The organism is Photorhabdus luminescens subsp. luminescens, assembly GCF_001083805.1.
Lineage (GTDB): Bacteria > Pseudomonadota > Gammaproteobacteria > Enterobacterales > Enterobacteriaceae > Photorhabdus > Photorhabdus luminescens.
On sequence record NZ_JXSK01000010.1, the window covers coordinates 1 to 15,079 of the forward strand.

The 15,079-nt window shown below is 45.5% G+C and carries 15 protein-coding genes; all 15 read left to right on the top strand.

Annotated elements, in window-relative coordinates:
• A partial coding sequence (locus tag TI10_RS19730) for an N-acetylmuramoyl-L-alanine amidase (RefSeq protein ID WP_049585053.1) occupies positions 1-212 on the top strand: 212 nt, incomplete at its 5' end.
• 9 nt (positions 213-221) lie between these two features.
• Positions 222-2,123 (top strand): DNA mismatch repair endonuclease MutL, encoded by a 1,902-nt coding sequence (gene mutL / locus TI10_RS19735; RefSeq protein ID WP_049585054.1) that lies wholly within the window; start codon positions 222-224, stop codon positions 2,121-2,123.
• Positions 2,116-3,057 (top strand): tRNA (adenosine(37)-N6)-dimethylallyltransferase MiaA, encoded by a 942-nt coding sequence (gene miaA, locus TI10_RS19740; RefSeq protein ID WP_049585055.1) that lies wholly within the window; start codon positions 2,116-2,118, stop codon positions 3,055-3,057. The genes mutL and miaA overlap by 8 nt, the downstream gene beginning before the upstream one ends.
• A 110-nt stretch (positions 3,058-3,167) precedes the next feature.
• Positions 3,168-3,476 (top strand): RNA chaperone Hfq, encoded by a 309-nt coding sequence (gene hfq, locus TI10_RS19745; protein WP_049585056.1) that lies wholly within the window; start codon positions 3,168-3,170, stop codon positions 3,474-3,476.
• Between the two features lie 96 nt (positions 3,477-3,572).
• Positions 3,573-4,853 carry a ribosome rescue GTPase HflX gene (gene hflX / locus TI10_RS19750; RefSeq protein WP_049585057.1) on the top strand — a complete coding sequence of 427 codons (1,281 nt, stop codon included), beginning with the start codon at positions 3,573-3,575 and terminating at the stop codon, positions 4,851-4,853.
• A 105-nt stretch (positions 4,854-4,958) separates the two neighbouring features.
• Positions 4,959-6,179 (top strand): FtsH protease activity modulator HflK, encoded by a 1,221-nt coding sequence (gene hflK, locus TI10_RS19755; protein WP_049585058.1) that lies wholly within the window; start codon positions 4,959-4,961, stop codon positions 6,177-6,179.
• Between the two features lie 5 nt (positions 6,180-6,184).
• The gene (gene hflC / locus TI10_RS19760) at positions 6,185-7,195 is read left to right on the top strand and encodes a protease modulator HflC (RefSeq protein ID WP_049585059.1); all 1,011 of its coding nucleotides are present in this window, start codon (positions 6,185-6,187) and stop codon (positions 7,193-7,195) included.
• A 272-nt stretch (positions 7,196-7,467) separates the two neighbouring features.
• Entirely contained in the window at positions 7,468-8,766 is a 1,299-nt protein-coding gene (locus tag TI10_RS19765) for an adenylosuccinate synthase (RefSeq protein WP_049585185.1), read from the top strand.
• A 190-nt stretch (positions 8,767-8,956) separates the two neighbouring features.
• Positions 8,957-9,382: a nitric oxide-sensing transcriptional repressor NsrR gene (gene nsrR / locus TI10_RS19770; protein ID WP_049585060.1), complete on the top strand. Its 426-nt coding sequence runs from the start codon at positions 8,957-8,959 to the stop codon at positions 9,380-9,382.
• A 44-nt stretch (positions 9,383-9,426) separates the two neighbouring features.
• The gene (gene rnr, locus TI10_RS19775; RefSeq protein ID WP_049585186.1) at positions 9,427-11,868 is read left to right on the top strand and encodes a ribonuclease R; all 2,442 of its coding nucleotides are present in this window, start codon (positions 9,427-9,429) and stop codon (positions 11,866-11,868) included.
• A 121-nt stretch (positions 11,869-11,989) separates the two neighbouring features.
• Positions 11,990-12,724, top strand: a complete 735-nt coding sequence (gene rlmB / locus TI10_RS19780; RefSeq protein WP_049585061.1) for a 23S rRNA (guanosine(2251)-2'-O)-methyltransferase RlmB — start codon at positions 11,990-11,992, stop codon at positions 12,722-12,724.
• Between the two features lie 180 nt (positions 12,725-12,904).
• A complete protein-coding gene (gene rpsF / locus TI10_RS19785) occupies positions 12,905-13,300 on the top strand; it encodes a 30S ribosomal protein S6 (protein ID WP_049585062.1) in 396 nt (131 codons plus the stop codon).
• Between the two features lie 5 nt (positions 13,301-13,305).
• On the top strand, positions 13,306-13,623 hold the full coding sequence (gene priB, locus TI10_RS19790) for a primosomal replication protein N (protein WP_049585063.1): 318 nt from the start codon (positions 13,306-13,308) through the stop codon (positions 13,621-13,623).
• Positions 13,624-13,627: 4 nt separating this feature from the next.
• The gene (rpsR, locus tag TI10_RS19795) at positions 13,628-13,855 is read left to right on the top strand and encodes a 30S ribosomal protein S18 (protein WP_000135199.1); all 228 of its coding nucleotides are present in this window, start codon (positions 13,628-13,630) and stop codon (positions 13,853-13,855) included.
• A gap of 38 nt (positions 13,856-13,893) precedes the next feature.
• Complete coding sequence (gene rplI, locus TI10_RS19800) at positions 13,894-14,346, top strand: 50S ribosomal protein L9 (protein WP_049585064.1); 453 nt, start codon at positions 13,894-13,896, stop codon at positions 14,344-14,346.
• Positions 14,347-15,079: the final 733 nt, after the last annotated feature.

The window sequence follows — 15,079 nt, forward strand, 5'->3', positions numbered from 1 at the left end:
GTTCGCCAGAACATGCCAGCTTAGGTGTGTTACGTTCACCGGATATCCCTTCAATTTTAGTGGAAACGGGATTTATCAGTAACTCGGCAGAAGAAGCGTTACTTGGTTCCAATGATTTTCAGGATAAGCTGGCAAGTGCTATCCATCGGGGATTGCGTAACTATTTTCTAGAGAATCCATTACAGGCTGCCCCTAAAACAGCAAAGAAGTAAAGGTTAAATATGGCGATTAAGATCCTACCTCCTCAATTAGCAAACCAAATTGCGGCTGGCGAAGTCGTAGAGCGCCCTGCATCAGTAGTAAAAGAGTTGGTGGAGAATAGCCTTGATGCTGGCGCTAGCCGTATTGATATTGAAATTGAGCGCGGTGGAGTAAAACTTATTCGTGTTCGTGATAATGGCTGTGGCATCAACCATCAAGATCTTGCGCTAGCGTTGGCGCGTCATGCCACCAGTAAGATTGCCACACTTGATGATTTGGAAGCCATTATCAGTATGGGATTCCGGGGGGAGGCGCTGGCGAGTATCAGCTCAGTTTCGCGTCTGACATTGACTTCCCGTACGGAAGAACAGCATGAAGCTTGGCAGGCCTATGCGGAAGGGCGGGATATGGCGGTGACGGTGAAGCCGGCGGCACATCCGGTAGGCAGTACTGTCGAAGTGCTGGATCTGTTTTATAACACACCCGCGCGACGTAAATTTCTGCGAACAGAAAAAACGGAATTTGGTCATATTGATGAAGTTGTCAGACGTATTGCACTGGCGCGTCTGGATGTATTGATCAACTTACATCATAACGGTAAGTTGATGCGTCAATACCGGCCAGCGAAAGATGAATCACAGTATGAGCGGCGGTTGGCCTCTATTTGTGGTACCGCTTTTATGCAACGGGCGCTTTCTCTTTCTTGGCAGCACGACGATTTATCGATTAAAGGATGGGTTGTTGACCCGATGAATGCTGAAGCGGGTGGAGATATTCAATATTGTTATGTAAACGGACGCATGATGCGTGATCGCTTAATTAATCATGCTATACGTCAGGCTTATCAAGATTTGCTCCGAGGAGAACAGCAGCCTGCTTATGTTTTATATTTGGAAGTTGATCCGCATCAGGTAGATGTGAATGTGCATCCCGCAAAGCATGAAGTTCGCTTCCATCAAGCCCGTTTGGTACATGATTTCATCTATCAGGGTGTAACAGCCGTATTAAAACAGCGCGGAAGCGGCGCTGAATTGGATATGGCTTGCTGTGAACCTGCTCCGGTATGGGAGCCGGAAAACCGCCCATCAGCAGGGGAAAATCATTTTTCCCGGCAAAACAATGCCATACCCACGGCAACATCGTCACCAAAAGAGGTTTTGTCAAGTAAAGGAAGTGCAGGGGGCTCTCGCGGTGGTGAAAATCGTCAATATCATGCAGACCATTATCAGAAACGTCAGGGTGAGGTGTATCAGAAATTGATGCAGTCTGTACCTGAACTGGAAGAAAAAAGAGAATTGTTTCCGGCAAGAACCGCTCCAGTTATGGCAGAAAAGGTGACTTCTGTTCCTGTTCAGGTTAAAAATAGCAGCCATAGTTTTGGTAAGGTATTGAGCATCTATTCAACGTGCTATGCTCTGATTGAATCTCCATTGGGAATTGGGTTGTTATCTTTGCCAGTAGCTGAACGCTGGTTAAGGCAAGCACAGTTAACACCAACAGAGCTGGGGCTGAAATCACAGCCGCTGTTGATACCGCTGAAACTAGCTCTTAGTAAAGAGGAAGCTGACGCTTTAAATCGTTATAGTGACTTATTGGGTTCTTTTGGTATTGAAGCCTCTGTATCTCATGGAAAAGCGACACTACGTGCGGTATCGTTACCATTACGTCAACAAAATCTGCCTAAATTAATTCCTGAGTTGCTAGGTTACTTAGTACAACAGCCATCAGCATCGACAGAACAGGTTGTAACTTGGCTTGCTCGTCATATTGGCAGTGAGTATGAAACGTGGAATGTTGCGCAGGCGGTACAGTTATTAGCTGATGTTGAGCGTCTTTGCCCACAACTGGTAAAATCTCCACCAGATGGGCTATTACAATTAATTGATTTACAAGCAGTGGTGGCATCTCTTACTCATGAGTGATCAGAAAACTCAACATCTACCAACGGCAATTTTTGTTATGGGGCCGACGGCCTCAGGCAAAACAGCTTTATCTATTGCTTTACGCCAGCATCTTCCGGTGGAACTGGTCAGTGTTGATTCTGCGCTGATTTATCGTGGAATGGATATTGGTACCGCCAAACCAACAACCGAAGAGCAAGCGTTGGCGCCTCATCGTTTAATCGATATTCTGGACCCTTCTCAACCTTATTCTGCGGCTGATTTCCGTTGCGATGCATTGAAGGAAATGTCAGAAATTACCGCTTCTGGTCGTATTCCTCTGTTGGTTGGAGGAACGATGCTCTATTTCAAGGCGTTACTTGAAGGTTTATCGCCTTTGCCTTCTGCTGATCCCGTTATTCGGGCGCAAATAGAACAACAAGCGGCAGAGCAGGGATGGGATGCATTGCACCAGCAATTACAGCAGATTGATCCTGTGGCGGCGTTAAGAATTCATCCTAATGATCCACAGAGGCTTTCTCGGGCACTGGAAGTTTTTCTTATTTCGGGTAAGACTCTCACTGAATTGACTAAATTGTCAGGAGAATCGCTGCCTTATCATGTTCATCAATTTGCTATTGCGCCGGTGAAACGCGAGATCCTTCATCAACGTATTGAGGCGCGTTTTCATCAAATGCTTGAATCAGGGTTTGAAGAGGAAGTTAAAGCACTTTATGCTCGTCATGATTTGCATGTGGATTTACCTTCTATTCGTTGTGTTGGTTATCGTCAGATGTGGTCTTATCTTTCCGGCGAAATTGACTACGATGAAATGATTTATCGCGGTATTTGTGCGACGCGCCAGTTGGCAAAGCGTCAGATAACTTGGCTCAGAGGTTGGAAGTCGGCTCATTGGTTGGATAGTTCTCAACCAGAGCAAGCTTTAAGCACAGTTATGCAGGTTGTTAGTGCATAGGTTTATTGATTGTGTACAATTGATGAGTACCAAAGCGCAATTTTTGAGTAGTTCATTTTTTCGAACCTTTAGGTTCTTAGTTAAAAACAACAAAATAAGGAAAATATAGAATGGCTAAGGGGCAATCTTTGCAAGATCCGTTCCTGAACGCATTGCGGCGTGAAAGGGTCCCGGTTTCTATTTATTTGGTCAACGGCATCAAATTGCAGGGTCAGATTGAATCTTTTGACCAGTTTGTCATTTTACTGAAGAATACGGTTAGCCAGATGGTTTATAAACATGCCATCTCTACTGTTGTACCTTCTCGTCCAGTTTCTCATCACAGTAGCAATACGAGTGTAGGGGCGAGCGTAGGTAATTATCATTCTGGCGGCGTTTCTGCTCCGGCAGCACAACAGGAAAGTGATGGCGCTGAATAAGCTTGAGAGCAGTAATAAAATGAAGAAAAACATAGGTAGGGGGTTTTACCTATGTTTTTTCCTGTAGCGTTTTACTCAGCCTGAGAGGTCGCACCTTTGTTTGAACGTTATGAAGGCGGCGAACAAGCCGTTGTGGTGCATGTTTTTTTCTCGCAGGATAAAGACACAGATAATCTCAGTGAGTTTGAATCACTGGTAACTTCTGCTGGTGTAGTTCCTGTGCAAATTGTCACGGGGAGCAGGAAAGCCCCTCATCCGAAATATTTTGTCGGAGAAGGTAAGGCGGAAGAGATTGCTGAGGCGGTGCAGGCTAGTGGTGCTGATGTTGTGTTGTTTAATCATGCGCTTAGCCCTGCACAGGAACGCAATCTTGAGCGGCTCTGTCAGTGTCGAGTTATCGACCGCACCGGCGTGATTCTGGATATTTTTGCCCAACGGGCGCGGACTCACGAAGGGAAGTTACAGGTAGAGTTGGCGCAGTTACGTCATCTTTCTACCCGTCTTGTCCGGGGATGGACTCACCTTGAACGTCAGAAAGGTGGGATTGGTCTGAGAGGGCCGGGGGAAACGCAGCTTGAGACGGACCGGCGTTTATTACGGGATAAAATCCGTCAGATCCTGAGTCGTCTGAGCCGGGTTGAGAAACAGCGCGAACAGGGGCGTCAAGCGCGAAATAAAGCGGATATACCGACGGTTTCATTGGTGGGATATACCAACGCTGGTAAATCGAGTTTGTTTAATCGCATGACGGCTGCTGAGGTTTATGCGGCTGATCAATTGTTCGCTACGCTGGACCCAACGTTGCGACGGATTGAAGTTAATGATGTTGGTACGGTAGTACTGGCTGATACAGTTGGCTTTATTCGTCATCTGCCTCATGATCTGGTGGCGGCATTTAAAGCGACGTTGCAAGAAACTCGGCAGGCAACACTGTTGCTGCATATTGTTGACGCTGCGGATAGTCGCATTGACGAAAATATTGCTGCTGTTGACAGCGTACTGGAAGAAATTGAAGCGCATCAAATTCCGGTGCTATTGGTGATGAATAAGATTGATATGCTGGAAAGCTTTACGCCGCGTATTGATCGCAACGAAGATAACTTACCGGTTAGAGTTTGGTTGTCTGCGCAAACTGGTGAAGGTATCCCGTTATTGTTACAAGCGTTAACGGAGCGTCTTTCGGGTGAAATTGCACATTACGAATTGCGTTTGCCGCCGGAAGCTGGTCGTTTACGCAGCCGCTTCTATCAACTGCAAGCAATAGAGAAAGAGTGGATAGAAGAGGACGGTAAGGTTGGTATCGAAGTGAGAATGCCGATTGTTGACTGGCGCCGTCTATGCAAACAAGAGCAGGATTTGTTTGATTATGTTGTCTGATGTGCCTATCAGGTGAATATCAGAAAACTTATGTGATTGAGAGTCGGCTTGTTGATAAGAGACTCTTGGCCTGAAAAACCAATCATAAAAGAATGGAGCTAAAACATGGCGTGGAATCAGCCCGGGAACAACGGACAAGACCGCGACCCGTGGGGGAGCAGCAATAATAGCGGCAATTCCGGCGGGAACAAAAGTGGTCGAAACCGTGGGGCATCTGATCTCGACGATCTGTTCCGTAAGCTGAGCAGTAAACTCGGGGGTTTTGGTGGGAACAAGGGCGGTAATGGTTCTGACCAAGGGGCAAAATTTGGCGGGCGTATTGTTAGCCTTGTCGCTGTTGCTGTCGTCGTGATCTGGGCCGCTAGCGGTTTTTATACGATTAAAGAAACAGAACGTGGTGTTGTTACCCGTTTGGGTAAGTTTAGCCATATTGTGCAGCCAGGTCTAAACTGGAAACCCACATTCATTGATGAAGTTGTTCCAGTTAACGTGGAATCTGTTCGTGAATTGGCAACCGCCGGCGTGATGCTGACATCAGATGAAAGCGTTGTTCGCGTGGAGATGAACGTGCAGTATCGTGTGACTGAGCCTGCCGCTTATCTTTACAGTGTGACAAGTCCTGATAATAGCTTGCGTCAAGCAACGGATAGCGCGGTACGTGGTGTTGTTGGTAAATATACGATGGATAAAATTTTGACGGCAAACCGTATGATTGTCCGTGATGACACTCAGCGTGAGTTGGAAAAGACGATTCTTCCGTATCGAATGGGAATAACCTTGTTGGATGTTAACTTCCAGGCTGCTCGCCCGCCGGAAGAAGTTAAGGCTGCCTTTGACGATGTTATTGCTGCTCGTGAAAATGAACAGCAGTCTATTCGTGAAGCGGAGGCTTATTCGAACGAAGTCTTGCCGCGTGCGAAAGGTGATGCTCAACGTATCATTGAAGAGGCGAAAGCGTATAAGGCTCGTGTAGTATTGGAAGCGCAGGGGGAAGTGGCAAGCTTTGCCAAAATGCTGCCTAGGTATAAAGAGGCGCCTGAGATTACCCGTGAACGTCTGTACATTGAAACAATGGAAAAAGTGTTGAGCCGTACCCGCAAAGTTATTGTTAATGATAACAACAATAATTTGTTGGTATTGCCATTAGAGCAAATGTTACGCGGCGATGCTTCTGGTGTTAAAAAAGAGGGAACAGTGCAATCAGATAATACGGTAGCTTCTGATCTGCGGGTTACTCGTCCAACTCTGCCTTCAAATTCAGGCCGGGGCGCGAATTATAACCGAACAGATAATCTGCGTAATGACATTATCAGGGTAGGGAGATAATAATCATGCGTAAATCATTAGTCGTTGTTATTGTCGCAGTATTAGTTGCTCTCTATGCCTCTCTATTTATTGTGCAGGAAGGGCAGCGTGGCATTGTACTGCGTTTTGGCAAGGTTCTGCGTGATGCGGGAAATAAACCGATTGTTTATGAGCCAGGGCTACATTTCAAAATACCTTTTGTTGAAACAGTGAAAACCCTGGATGCTCGTATTCAGACGATGGATATTCAGGCCGACCGTTTCTTGACCAGTGAAAATAAGGACCTGATAGTTGATTCTTACCTGAAATGGCGGATTAACGATTTCAGCCGTTATTATCTGGCAACCGGTAATGGTGATATTTCTCAAGCAGAAGTATTGTTAAAGCGTAAATTCAGTGACCGCCTGCGTTCTGAAATTGGCCGTAAGGATGTGCGTGGTATTGTAACGGATTCCCGTGGTCAATTGACCACAGATGTTCGTGATGCGCTGAACAAAGGTACAACGGATAAGGAAACAGCGAGTACAACTGAAGCGGATGATGCTATTGCATCGGCGGCGGCTCGTGTAGAGCAAGAAACGGCAGATAAACAGCCTGCTATCAATCCGAACAGTATGGCGGCATTGGGTATTGAAGTTGTTGATGTGCGTATCAAACAAATCAATTTACCATTGGAAGTTTCAGAAGCGATTTACCAGCGTATGCGCGCTGAGCGTGAAGCGGTAGCTCGTCGTCATCGTTCACAAGGTTTGGAAGAAGCAGAAAAACTGCGTGCAGCAGCAGATAAGCAGGTTATTGAAATCCGTGCAAAAGCGGAGCGTGAAGCGCTTACTTTGCGTGGCTCTGGTGATGCGGAAGCCGCTAAACTGTTTGCTGATGCATTCAGCCAAGCGCCGGATTTCTATGCCTTTATCCGTAGTTTACGCGCTTACGAGAAAAGCTTTAGTGGAGACGGGAAAGATGTTTTGGTATTAAGTCCAGAAGCTGATTTCTTCCGCTATATGAAAGCGCCTGAAAAGCGTGCGGTTCAGCACTAATAGATGCTGAATCTATACCCTATGGATTTCAAGATGCGTCGCGACGGCAAGGGAGCGAATCCCCAGGAGCATAGATAACTATGTGACTGGGGTGAGTGAGCGCAGCCAACAAAGAGGCAACTTGAAAGACGACGGGTATATAAGTCAGGCCCGCATCCGGCGGGCCTTGTCATGTCTGGTGGTCAACAAAAATAACGGATGTGATAAAAATTACTGAAAGGTGTGGGATGAGATGTTAGAATCCATTTTTAAGCAACCGAGTGAATTTTGAAATGGGTAAGAACGTTGTCGTATTGGGCACCCAATGGGGTGACGAGGGCAAGGGCAAGATCGTCGACTTGCTGACTGAACGAGCTAAGTATGTTGTTCGTTATCAAGGGGGCCATAATGCTGGTCATACACTGGTTATCAACGGTGAAAAAACCGTTCTCCACTTAATCCCATCAGGGATCCTGCGTGAAAATGTTATCAGTATCATTGCAAACGGCGTCGTATTAGCGCCTGATGCGCTGATGAAAGAGATGAACGCGTTAGAATCCCGTGGTGTTCCTGTTCGCGAGCGTCTGCTCATTTCAGAAGCCTGTCCACTTATTCTGCCATACCATGTTGCATTGGATAATGCCCGTGAAAAAGCGCGTGGCGCAAAAGCAATTGGCACAACCGGTCGCGGTATTGGTCCTGCGTATGAAGACAAAGTTGCTCGTCGTGGTCTGCGGGTTGGTGATTTGTTTGATAAGGAAGCATTCGCAGTTAAGCTGAAAGAAATTATCGAATATCACAATTTCCAACTGGTTAACTACTACAAAGAACCGGCGGTTGATTACCAGAAAACCCTGGATGAAATCATGTCTGTTGCCGATATTCTGACGGATATGGTCGTCGATGTTTCTGATTTGTTGTATAAAGCAACTCAGAAAGGTGAATTGGTTATGTTCGAAGGCGCACAGGGCACGTTGTTGGATATTGACCACGGTACCTACCCGTATGTGACCTCTTCCAACACTACGGCGGGTGGCGTTGCAACAGGTTCTGGTTTAGGTCCATGCTATGTTGATTATGTTTTGGGGATCATAAAAGCATACTCTACTCGTGTCGGCGCGGGTCCATTCCCAACTGAGCTGTTTGATGAAACGGGCAGTTACTTGCGCGAAAAAGGCCAAGAGTTTGGTGCGACGACGGGGCGTAGCCGCCGTACTGGTTGGCTGGATATCATTGCTATCCGTCGTGCAGTACAGATCAACTCACTGTCAGGTTTCTGTATGACCAAATTGGACGTACTGGATGGCTTGAAAGAAGTGAAAATCTGCGTTGGTTACCGTATGCCTGATGGCAGCGTGATTGAAACTACGCCTATGGCTGCGGATGACTGGGAAGGTATTGAACCTGTTTATGAGACCATGCCTGGCTGGAATGAAAGCACTTTCGGTGTGAAAGAGCATAGCAAATTGCCTCAGGCAGCACTGAACTATATCAAACGTGTAGAAGAGCTGACCGGTGTTCCGGTTGATATTATTTCTACAGGCCCGGATCGTTCAGAAACTATGATTCTGCGTGATCCGTTTGATGCCTGATGGTACCTATGATCAGGTAAAGCCGGGCTTTTCAGCCCGGTTTTTTGCTATTTGTTGTGGTCTTTTTTGCTTAATGATTAGGAGATCAACATGATTTTGGCCGATTCATGGTATATAAGTTGAACAAGTGCTTATTTTTTCAGTTTGTTCTCGGATATATTAATTTATATCTTATTATCCAGAGGTTGATGTGCAGTTAACGAGCTTTACAGATTATGGCTTGCGTGCGCTAATTTATATGGCTTCTTTACCGCAAAGCCGGATGACCAGTATTTCTGAGGTCACTGATATTTATGGTGTTTCTCGTAACCACATGGTAAAAATCATTAACCAATTGAGCCACTTAGGATTAGTGGATGCTGTTCGTGGTAAAAACGGCGGTATCCGTTTAGGTAAGCCAGCGAAGGATATCAGAATTGGCGATGTTGTTCGCGCTCTTGAACCATTATCGTTGGTTGACTGTAGTCAGGAATCTTGCCATATCACGTCTGCGTGTCGCCTGAAGGTAGTCTTAAATCAGGCAATAGAAAGGTTTTTAGAAGAGCTAGATAAGCATACTTTAGCTGATATGATTGAAGATAATGTCCCCCTTTATAAGCTGCTTCTGACCGAATGAAGAAATGGCGCAAACAGCCTGCTGATGACAACGGAGGAACAGCCATGTCACAAGATCCTTTTTTAGGGCGCGAAGCAGAAAAATACGAATCACCTATTCCAAGCCGTGAGTACATCTTAGACATTATTGCTAAACATACTGTACCGGTAAGTCGCCAAGAACTGGCACGAGAGTTGAACCTGATTAACGATGAGGAGATTGAAGCATTACGTCGTCGTTTACGGGCAATGGAGCGTGATGGTCAACTGGTTTTCACTCGTCGCCAATGTTATGCCTTGCCGGAAAGATTGGATTTATTGAAAGGTACCGTTATTGGGCATAGAGATGGCTATGGTTTTCTGCGAGCGGAAGGCCACAAAGATGATTTTTATCTCTCTGCTGAGCAGCTAAAAATGGCGATTCATGGTGATGTTGTGCTGGCGCAACCATTATCTATGAATCGCAAAGGGCGTAATGAAGCGCGTATCGTTCGTGTATTGGTGCCTAAGGCCAGCCAGATTGTTGGTCGCTATTTTCTTGATTCTGGTATGGGATTTGTCGTGCCGGATGATAGCCGTTTAAGCTTTGATATCCTGATCCCGAAAGATGAAAGCGGTGGCGCTCGCATGGGAAATGTGGTGGTAGTCGAGTTGATTACACGCCCGGGGCGCCGCACAAAAGCTGTCGGTAAAATTGTTGAAGTGTTGGGTGAAAAGATGGGAACGAACATGGCGGTGGAGATTGCCCTGCGTACTCATGAAATTCCCCACAGTTGGCCGCCGCAAGTGGAAAACCAGGTCGCTTCTTTGGATGAGCAGGTACCAGAATCGGCGAAAAAAGGCCGTGTTGATCTGCGTGCGCTGCCGTTGGTGACAATCGATGGTGAAGATGCCCGTGATTTTGATGATGCCGTTTATTGTGAAAGGAAGCGAAGCGGTGGTTGGCGTTTATGGGTTGCCATTGCGGATGTCAGTTACTATGTGCGTCCACAAACGGCGTTAGATACCGAAGCACGTAACCGGAGTAATTCGGTTTACTTCCCATCTCAGGTTGTGCCCATGTTGCCGGAGGTGCTTTCTAATGGCCTCTGTTCTCTGAATCCACAGGTTGATCGCCTTTGTATGGTGTGTGAGATGACGGTTTCAGCGCAGGGGCGATTATCATCTTATAAATTTTACGAAGCTGTCATGAATTCTCACGCCCGTCTGACATATACCAAAGTATGGCGTATATTGCAGGGTGATGAGGAGCTGCGTGAGCACTACAAGCCACTGGTTCAGCATATTGAGCATTTACATGAGTTGTATCAGGCATTGGAAAATGCCCGTGAGCAACGTGGCGCAATCTCGTTTGAGTCAGAAGAGGCGAAGTTTATCTTTAATGCTGAACGTCGTATCGAGCGAATTGAACCGATTGTTCGTAATGATGCTCATAAGCTGATTGAAGAGTGTATGATTTTGGCGAATATTGCTGCGGCGCGCTTCGTGGAAAAAAACGGGGAGCCGGTGCTGTACCGTATTCATGATCGGCCAAAAGAAGAGAGCATTGTTAACCTGCGCTCGGTTTTCGGCGAATTAGGATTGACGTTGCCTGGCGGCATGCAACCAACACCAAAAGATTATGCGCAACTGATGCATCAAGTGGCTGAACGCCCGGATCATGAGCTATTACAAACCTTATTGCTACGTTCAATGAAGCAGGCAATTTATGATCCGGAAAACCGAGGGCACTTCGGTCTGTCATTAAATTCTTATGCGCATTTTACCTCACCTATTCGCCGTTACCCTGATCTAGTATTGCATCGAGCGATTAAATATCTGCTGGCGAAACAGCAAGGTATTGTTGAGCAGTGTGGAACACCGACCGGCGGATGGCACAGTGATATGGAACAGATGTTGCAACTAGGCCAACACTGCTCCATGACAGAGCGCCGCGCAGATGAAGCGACGAGAGATGTTGCCGATTGGCTTAAGTGTGATTTTATGCAGGATCAGGTGGGCAATACTTTTACTGGGATTATCACGAGTGTGACGGGTTTTGGTTTCTTTGTTCGTTTGAATGATCTGTTTATTGACGGCTTGGTGCATGTTTCCACACTGAGTAATGATTATTATCATTTCGATAATGTCGGTCAGCGTTTAGTGGGTGAATACTCGGGTAAAACTTTCCGCTTAGGGGATGAAGTTGAAATTCGTGTGGAAGCGGTTCATATGGATGAACGTAATATTGACTTTAAGCTGCTTTCTACCACCCGAAAAGCCCGGAATGTCGGCAAGACAGCGCGTGATAGAGCGAAAAAAGTAGAACCTGGACGAGGAAATAGTAAGAAAACAGGGCGTGGTTATCGCAAAGAGATGCACTCTGAGCTTGATGGCGCTGTCCGTAAAAAGAGATCAGCGGATAAACCTAAAGTGGAGAAGAAAAAGGGTAAAACGCTTTCTGCTAAGACTCAGAAAATTGCCGCTAAATTCAAAGCCAAACGGGCTAAGAAAAGCGCAGATAAATAATCAAAGGGCTATCCTATTAGCAGGATAGCCTGAATATTTTAATCTCCCCCTGAATAGATGGAGCTTATTCAATAGGCTCACAGTATTGTCAGTGCTGTATAACAGTGAAAATAAGAAGATTATGAGTGAAATTATCTACGGTATTCATGCCGTTAAAGCTTTATTGGAGCGCGATCCTCAGCGTTTTATTGAAGTTTATGTCCTGAAAGGACGTGAAGATCGCCGCCTGACACCATTGATTCACACGCTGGAAAGTATCGGGATGACTATCCAACTGGCAAATCGTCAGTGGCTGGATAATCAAACGGAAGGTGCGGTGCATCAGGGAATTATTGCTAAAGTGAAGCCTGGGCGTCAGTACCAAGAAAACGACCTGCCGGATTTATTGGCACAAACAGAAACCCCTTTCTTACTGGTGCTTGATGGTGTGACAGACCCTCATAATGTGGGGGCTTGCTTGCGTAGCGCGGATGCAGCAGGCGTACATGCTGTTATTGTTCCCCGTGACCGTTCGGCTCAGCTTAATGCCACGGCGAAGAAAGTGGCATGTGGTGCCGCGGAGAGTGTACCTCTTGTTCGTGTCACCAACCTTGCCCGTACTTTGCGTTTATTGCAGGAGTACAATATTTGGGTGGTAGGTACAGCGGGCGAAGCTGACCATACGCTGTATCAGAGCAAACTAACCGGTCCTATGGCATTGGTGATGGGGGCGGAAGGGGAAGGTATGCGTCGCCTGACTCGCGAACACTGTGATGAATTGATTAGCATTCCAATGGCGGGTTCCGTCTCATCGTTGAATGTCTCCGTTGCCACGGGAGTTTGCCTATTTGAGGCGGTACGTCAGCGCGGCTCGTGATAACCCCTTATCCCACATATGAAACAAAAATGCTTTTGCGTTGTTCATTCCTTGAGTTTTTTATGTAGGGTAGGTATAGTTACGCGTCAATTTTTCAGCCGCACTTAAACAAGTTCCTTGCCTCCACGGGCCGCGGTTGACCCTGACAGGAGGCTGAATAATCCGTAAGGAGCAATTCTAATGCGTCATTACGAAATCGTTTTTATGGTCCATCCTGACCAAAGCGAACAGGTTCCGGGCATGATCGAGCGTTACAGTGCGACTATCGCTAGTGCGCAAGGTCAGATTCACCGTCTGGAAGACTGGGGCCGCCGTCAACTGGCTTACCCAATCAATAAACTGCACAAAGCTCACTATGTTCTGATGAACGTTGAAGCGCCGCAGGAAGTGATTGATGAGCTGGAAACTAACTTCCGCTTCAACGATGCCGTTATCCGCAGCATGATTATGCGCGTTAAGCACGCGGTAACTGAAGCATCTCCAATGGTTAAAGCCAAAGATGAACGTCGCAACCGCGACTACTCTCTGGAAGACGCCAATATGGATGCTGAAGAAGCTGGGGATTCTGAAGAGTAATAACTGTGACAACTAATCGTTTGGTGCTTTCTGGCACAGTGTGCAAAGTTCCCATTCGAAAAGTCAGTCCTGCCGGCATTCCTCATTGCCAGTTTGTGCTTGAGCACCGTTCACAGCAGCAGGAAGCCGGTCTGAGCAGGCAAGCATGGTGCAGAATGCCCATTATTGCCAGCGGACAATTGTTACAAGTTTTAACTCACAGTATAACGGTCGGCAGTCGATTAACCGTTTCAGGATTCATTAGTTGCCATCAAGGTCGCAATGGTCTTAACAAACTGGTTCTTCATGCCGAGCAGATTGAATTGATAGATTCTGGAGACTAGCCAAATGGCACGTTATTTCCGTCGTCGCAAGTTCTGCCGTTTCACCGCGGAAGGCGTTCAAGAGATTGATTATAAAGACATCGCTACGCTGAAAAACTACATCACCGAGAGTGGTAAAATTGTACCAAGCCGTATCACTGGCACCCGTGCAAAATACCAGCGTCAGCTCGCTCGTGCTATCAAGCGCGCGCGCTACCTGTCTTTGTTGCCTTACACTGATCGTCATCAGTAATCGGCACAGTCCATTAACGACTCTGAGAGGATAAGGTAATGCAAATTATTCTGCTTGATAAAGTAGCAAACCTGGGTGGCCTGGGTGATCAAGTTAACGTTAAACCGGGCTATGCCCGTAACTACTTAGTGCCGCAGGGCAAAGCTGTTCCTGCAACTAAGAAAAACATTGAATTCTTCGAAGCTCGCCGTGCTGAATTGGAAGCTAAACTGGCTGACGTTCTGGCAGCAGCAGAAGCTCGCGCTGAGAAAATTAATGCACTGGGTTCCGTTACTATCGCTTCTAAAGCGGGTGACGAAGGTAAACTGTTCGGTTCTGTCGGTACTCGTGATATCGCTGATGCAGTTACTGCCGCAGGCGTTGAAATCTCTAAGAGCGAAGTTCGTCTGCCTAATGGCGTTCTGCGTACTACTGGTGAACACGAAGTTAACTTCCAGGTACACAGCGATGTATTCGCTAAATTGAACGTTAACATTGTTGCTGAAGCTTAATCTCTGATTAACTGATGCTAACAAGTAAAAAACGCTGGCAATGCTGGCGTTTTTTATTGCTTCAACGCACCATTCTTTCGTTAATCTATAAGGCTTTTGTCGATAATTCGCAGTGTGACCTGATTTATTTTACATTTGTTGCTCTTATTTTGTGGTTTATAGAATTCTGGTTTCTCTTGTCTATCCTTCTGTAATATTGCCTTTTGGTTGATCTTTATTATTGTTGATTTTGCGTTTTTATATTGAAAATATTATTCATTATCAGATTATTATCTGTAAATAATCTGATTCGTATTTTTTATTATTAGATAATATCGGTATTGTTAATTCTTTTGTGATATGAGAATTTTTCATCGAATATTTTGATATATCTACGTATAAATCCAGTTAATTACATGCATGATTATTTCATAATAATTAAAAATATATTCTTATATAACCGCTGTTGTTTTCTTCATAATGATAATTTATTTCATATGATTTTATATAAGAATATTTAATGATGATAATATATATCCTTATTATTAAATGATAATATCAAAAATTTATATTGGATTTTATTGATATAACTGTCAGAGTTGACAGTAGACTTTTAAGTGTAATTTTATAATTATAATTTTTGTTAATTAACCCTTGTGTGAGAACACAAATAGATATGCTTATTGTTAATAGGAATAAATTTATTCTCCATAGTTATTTATAAAGTGAATGATTTCATTAATAAATTAATAGA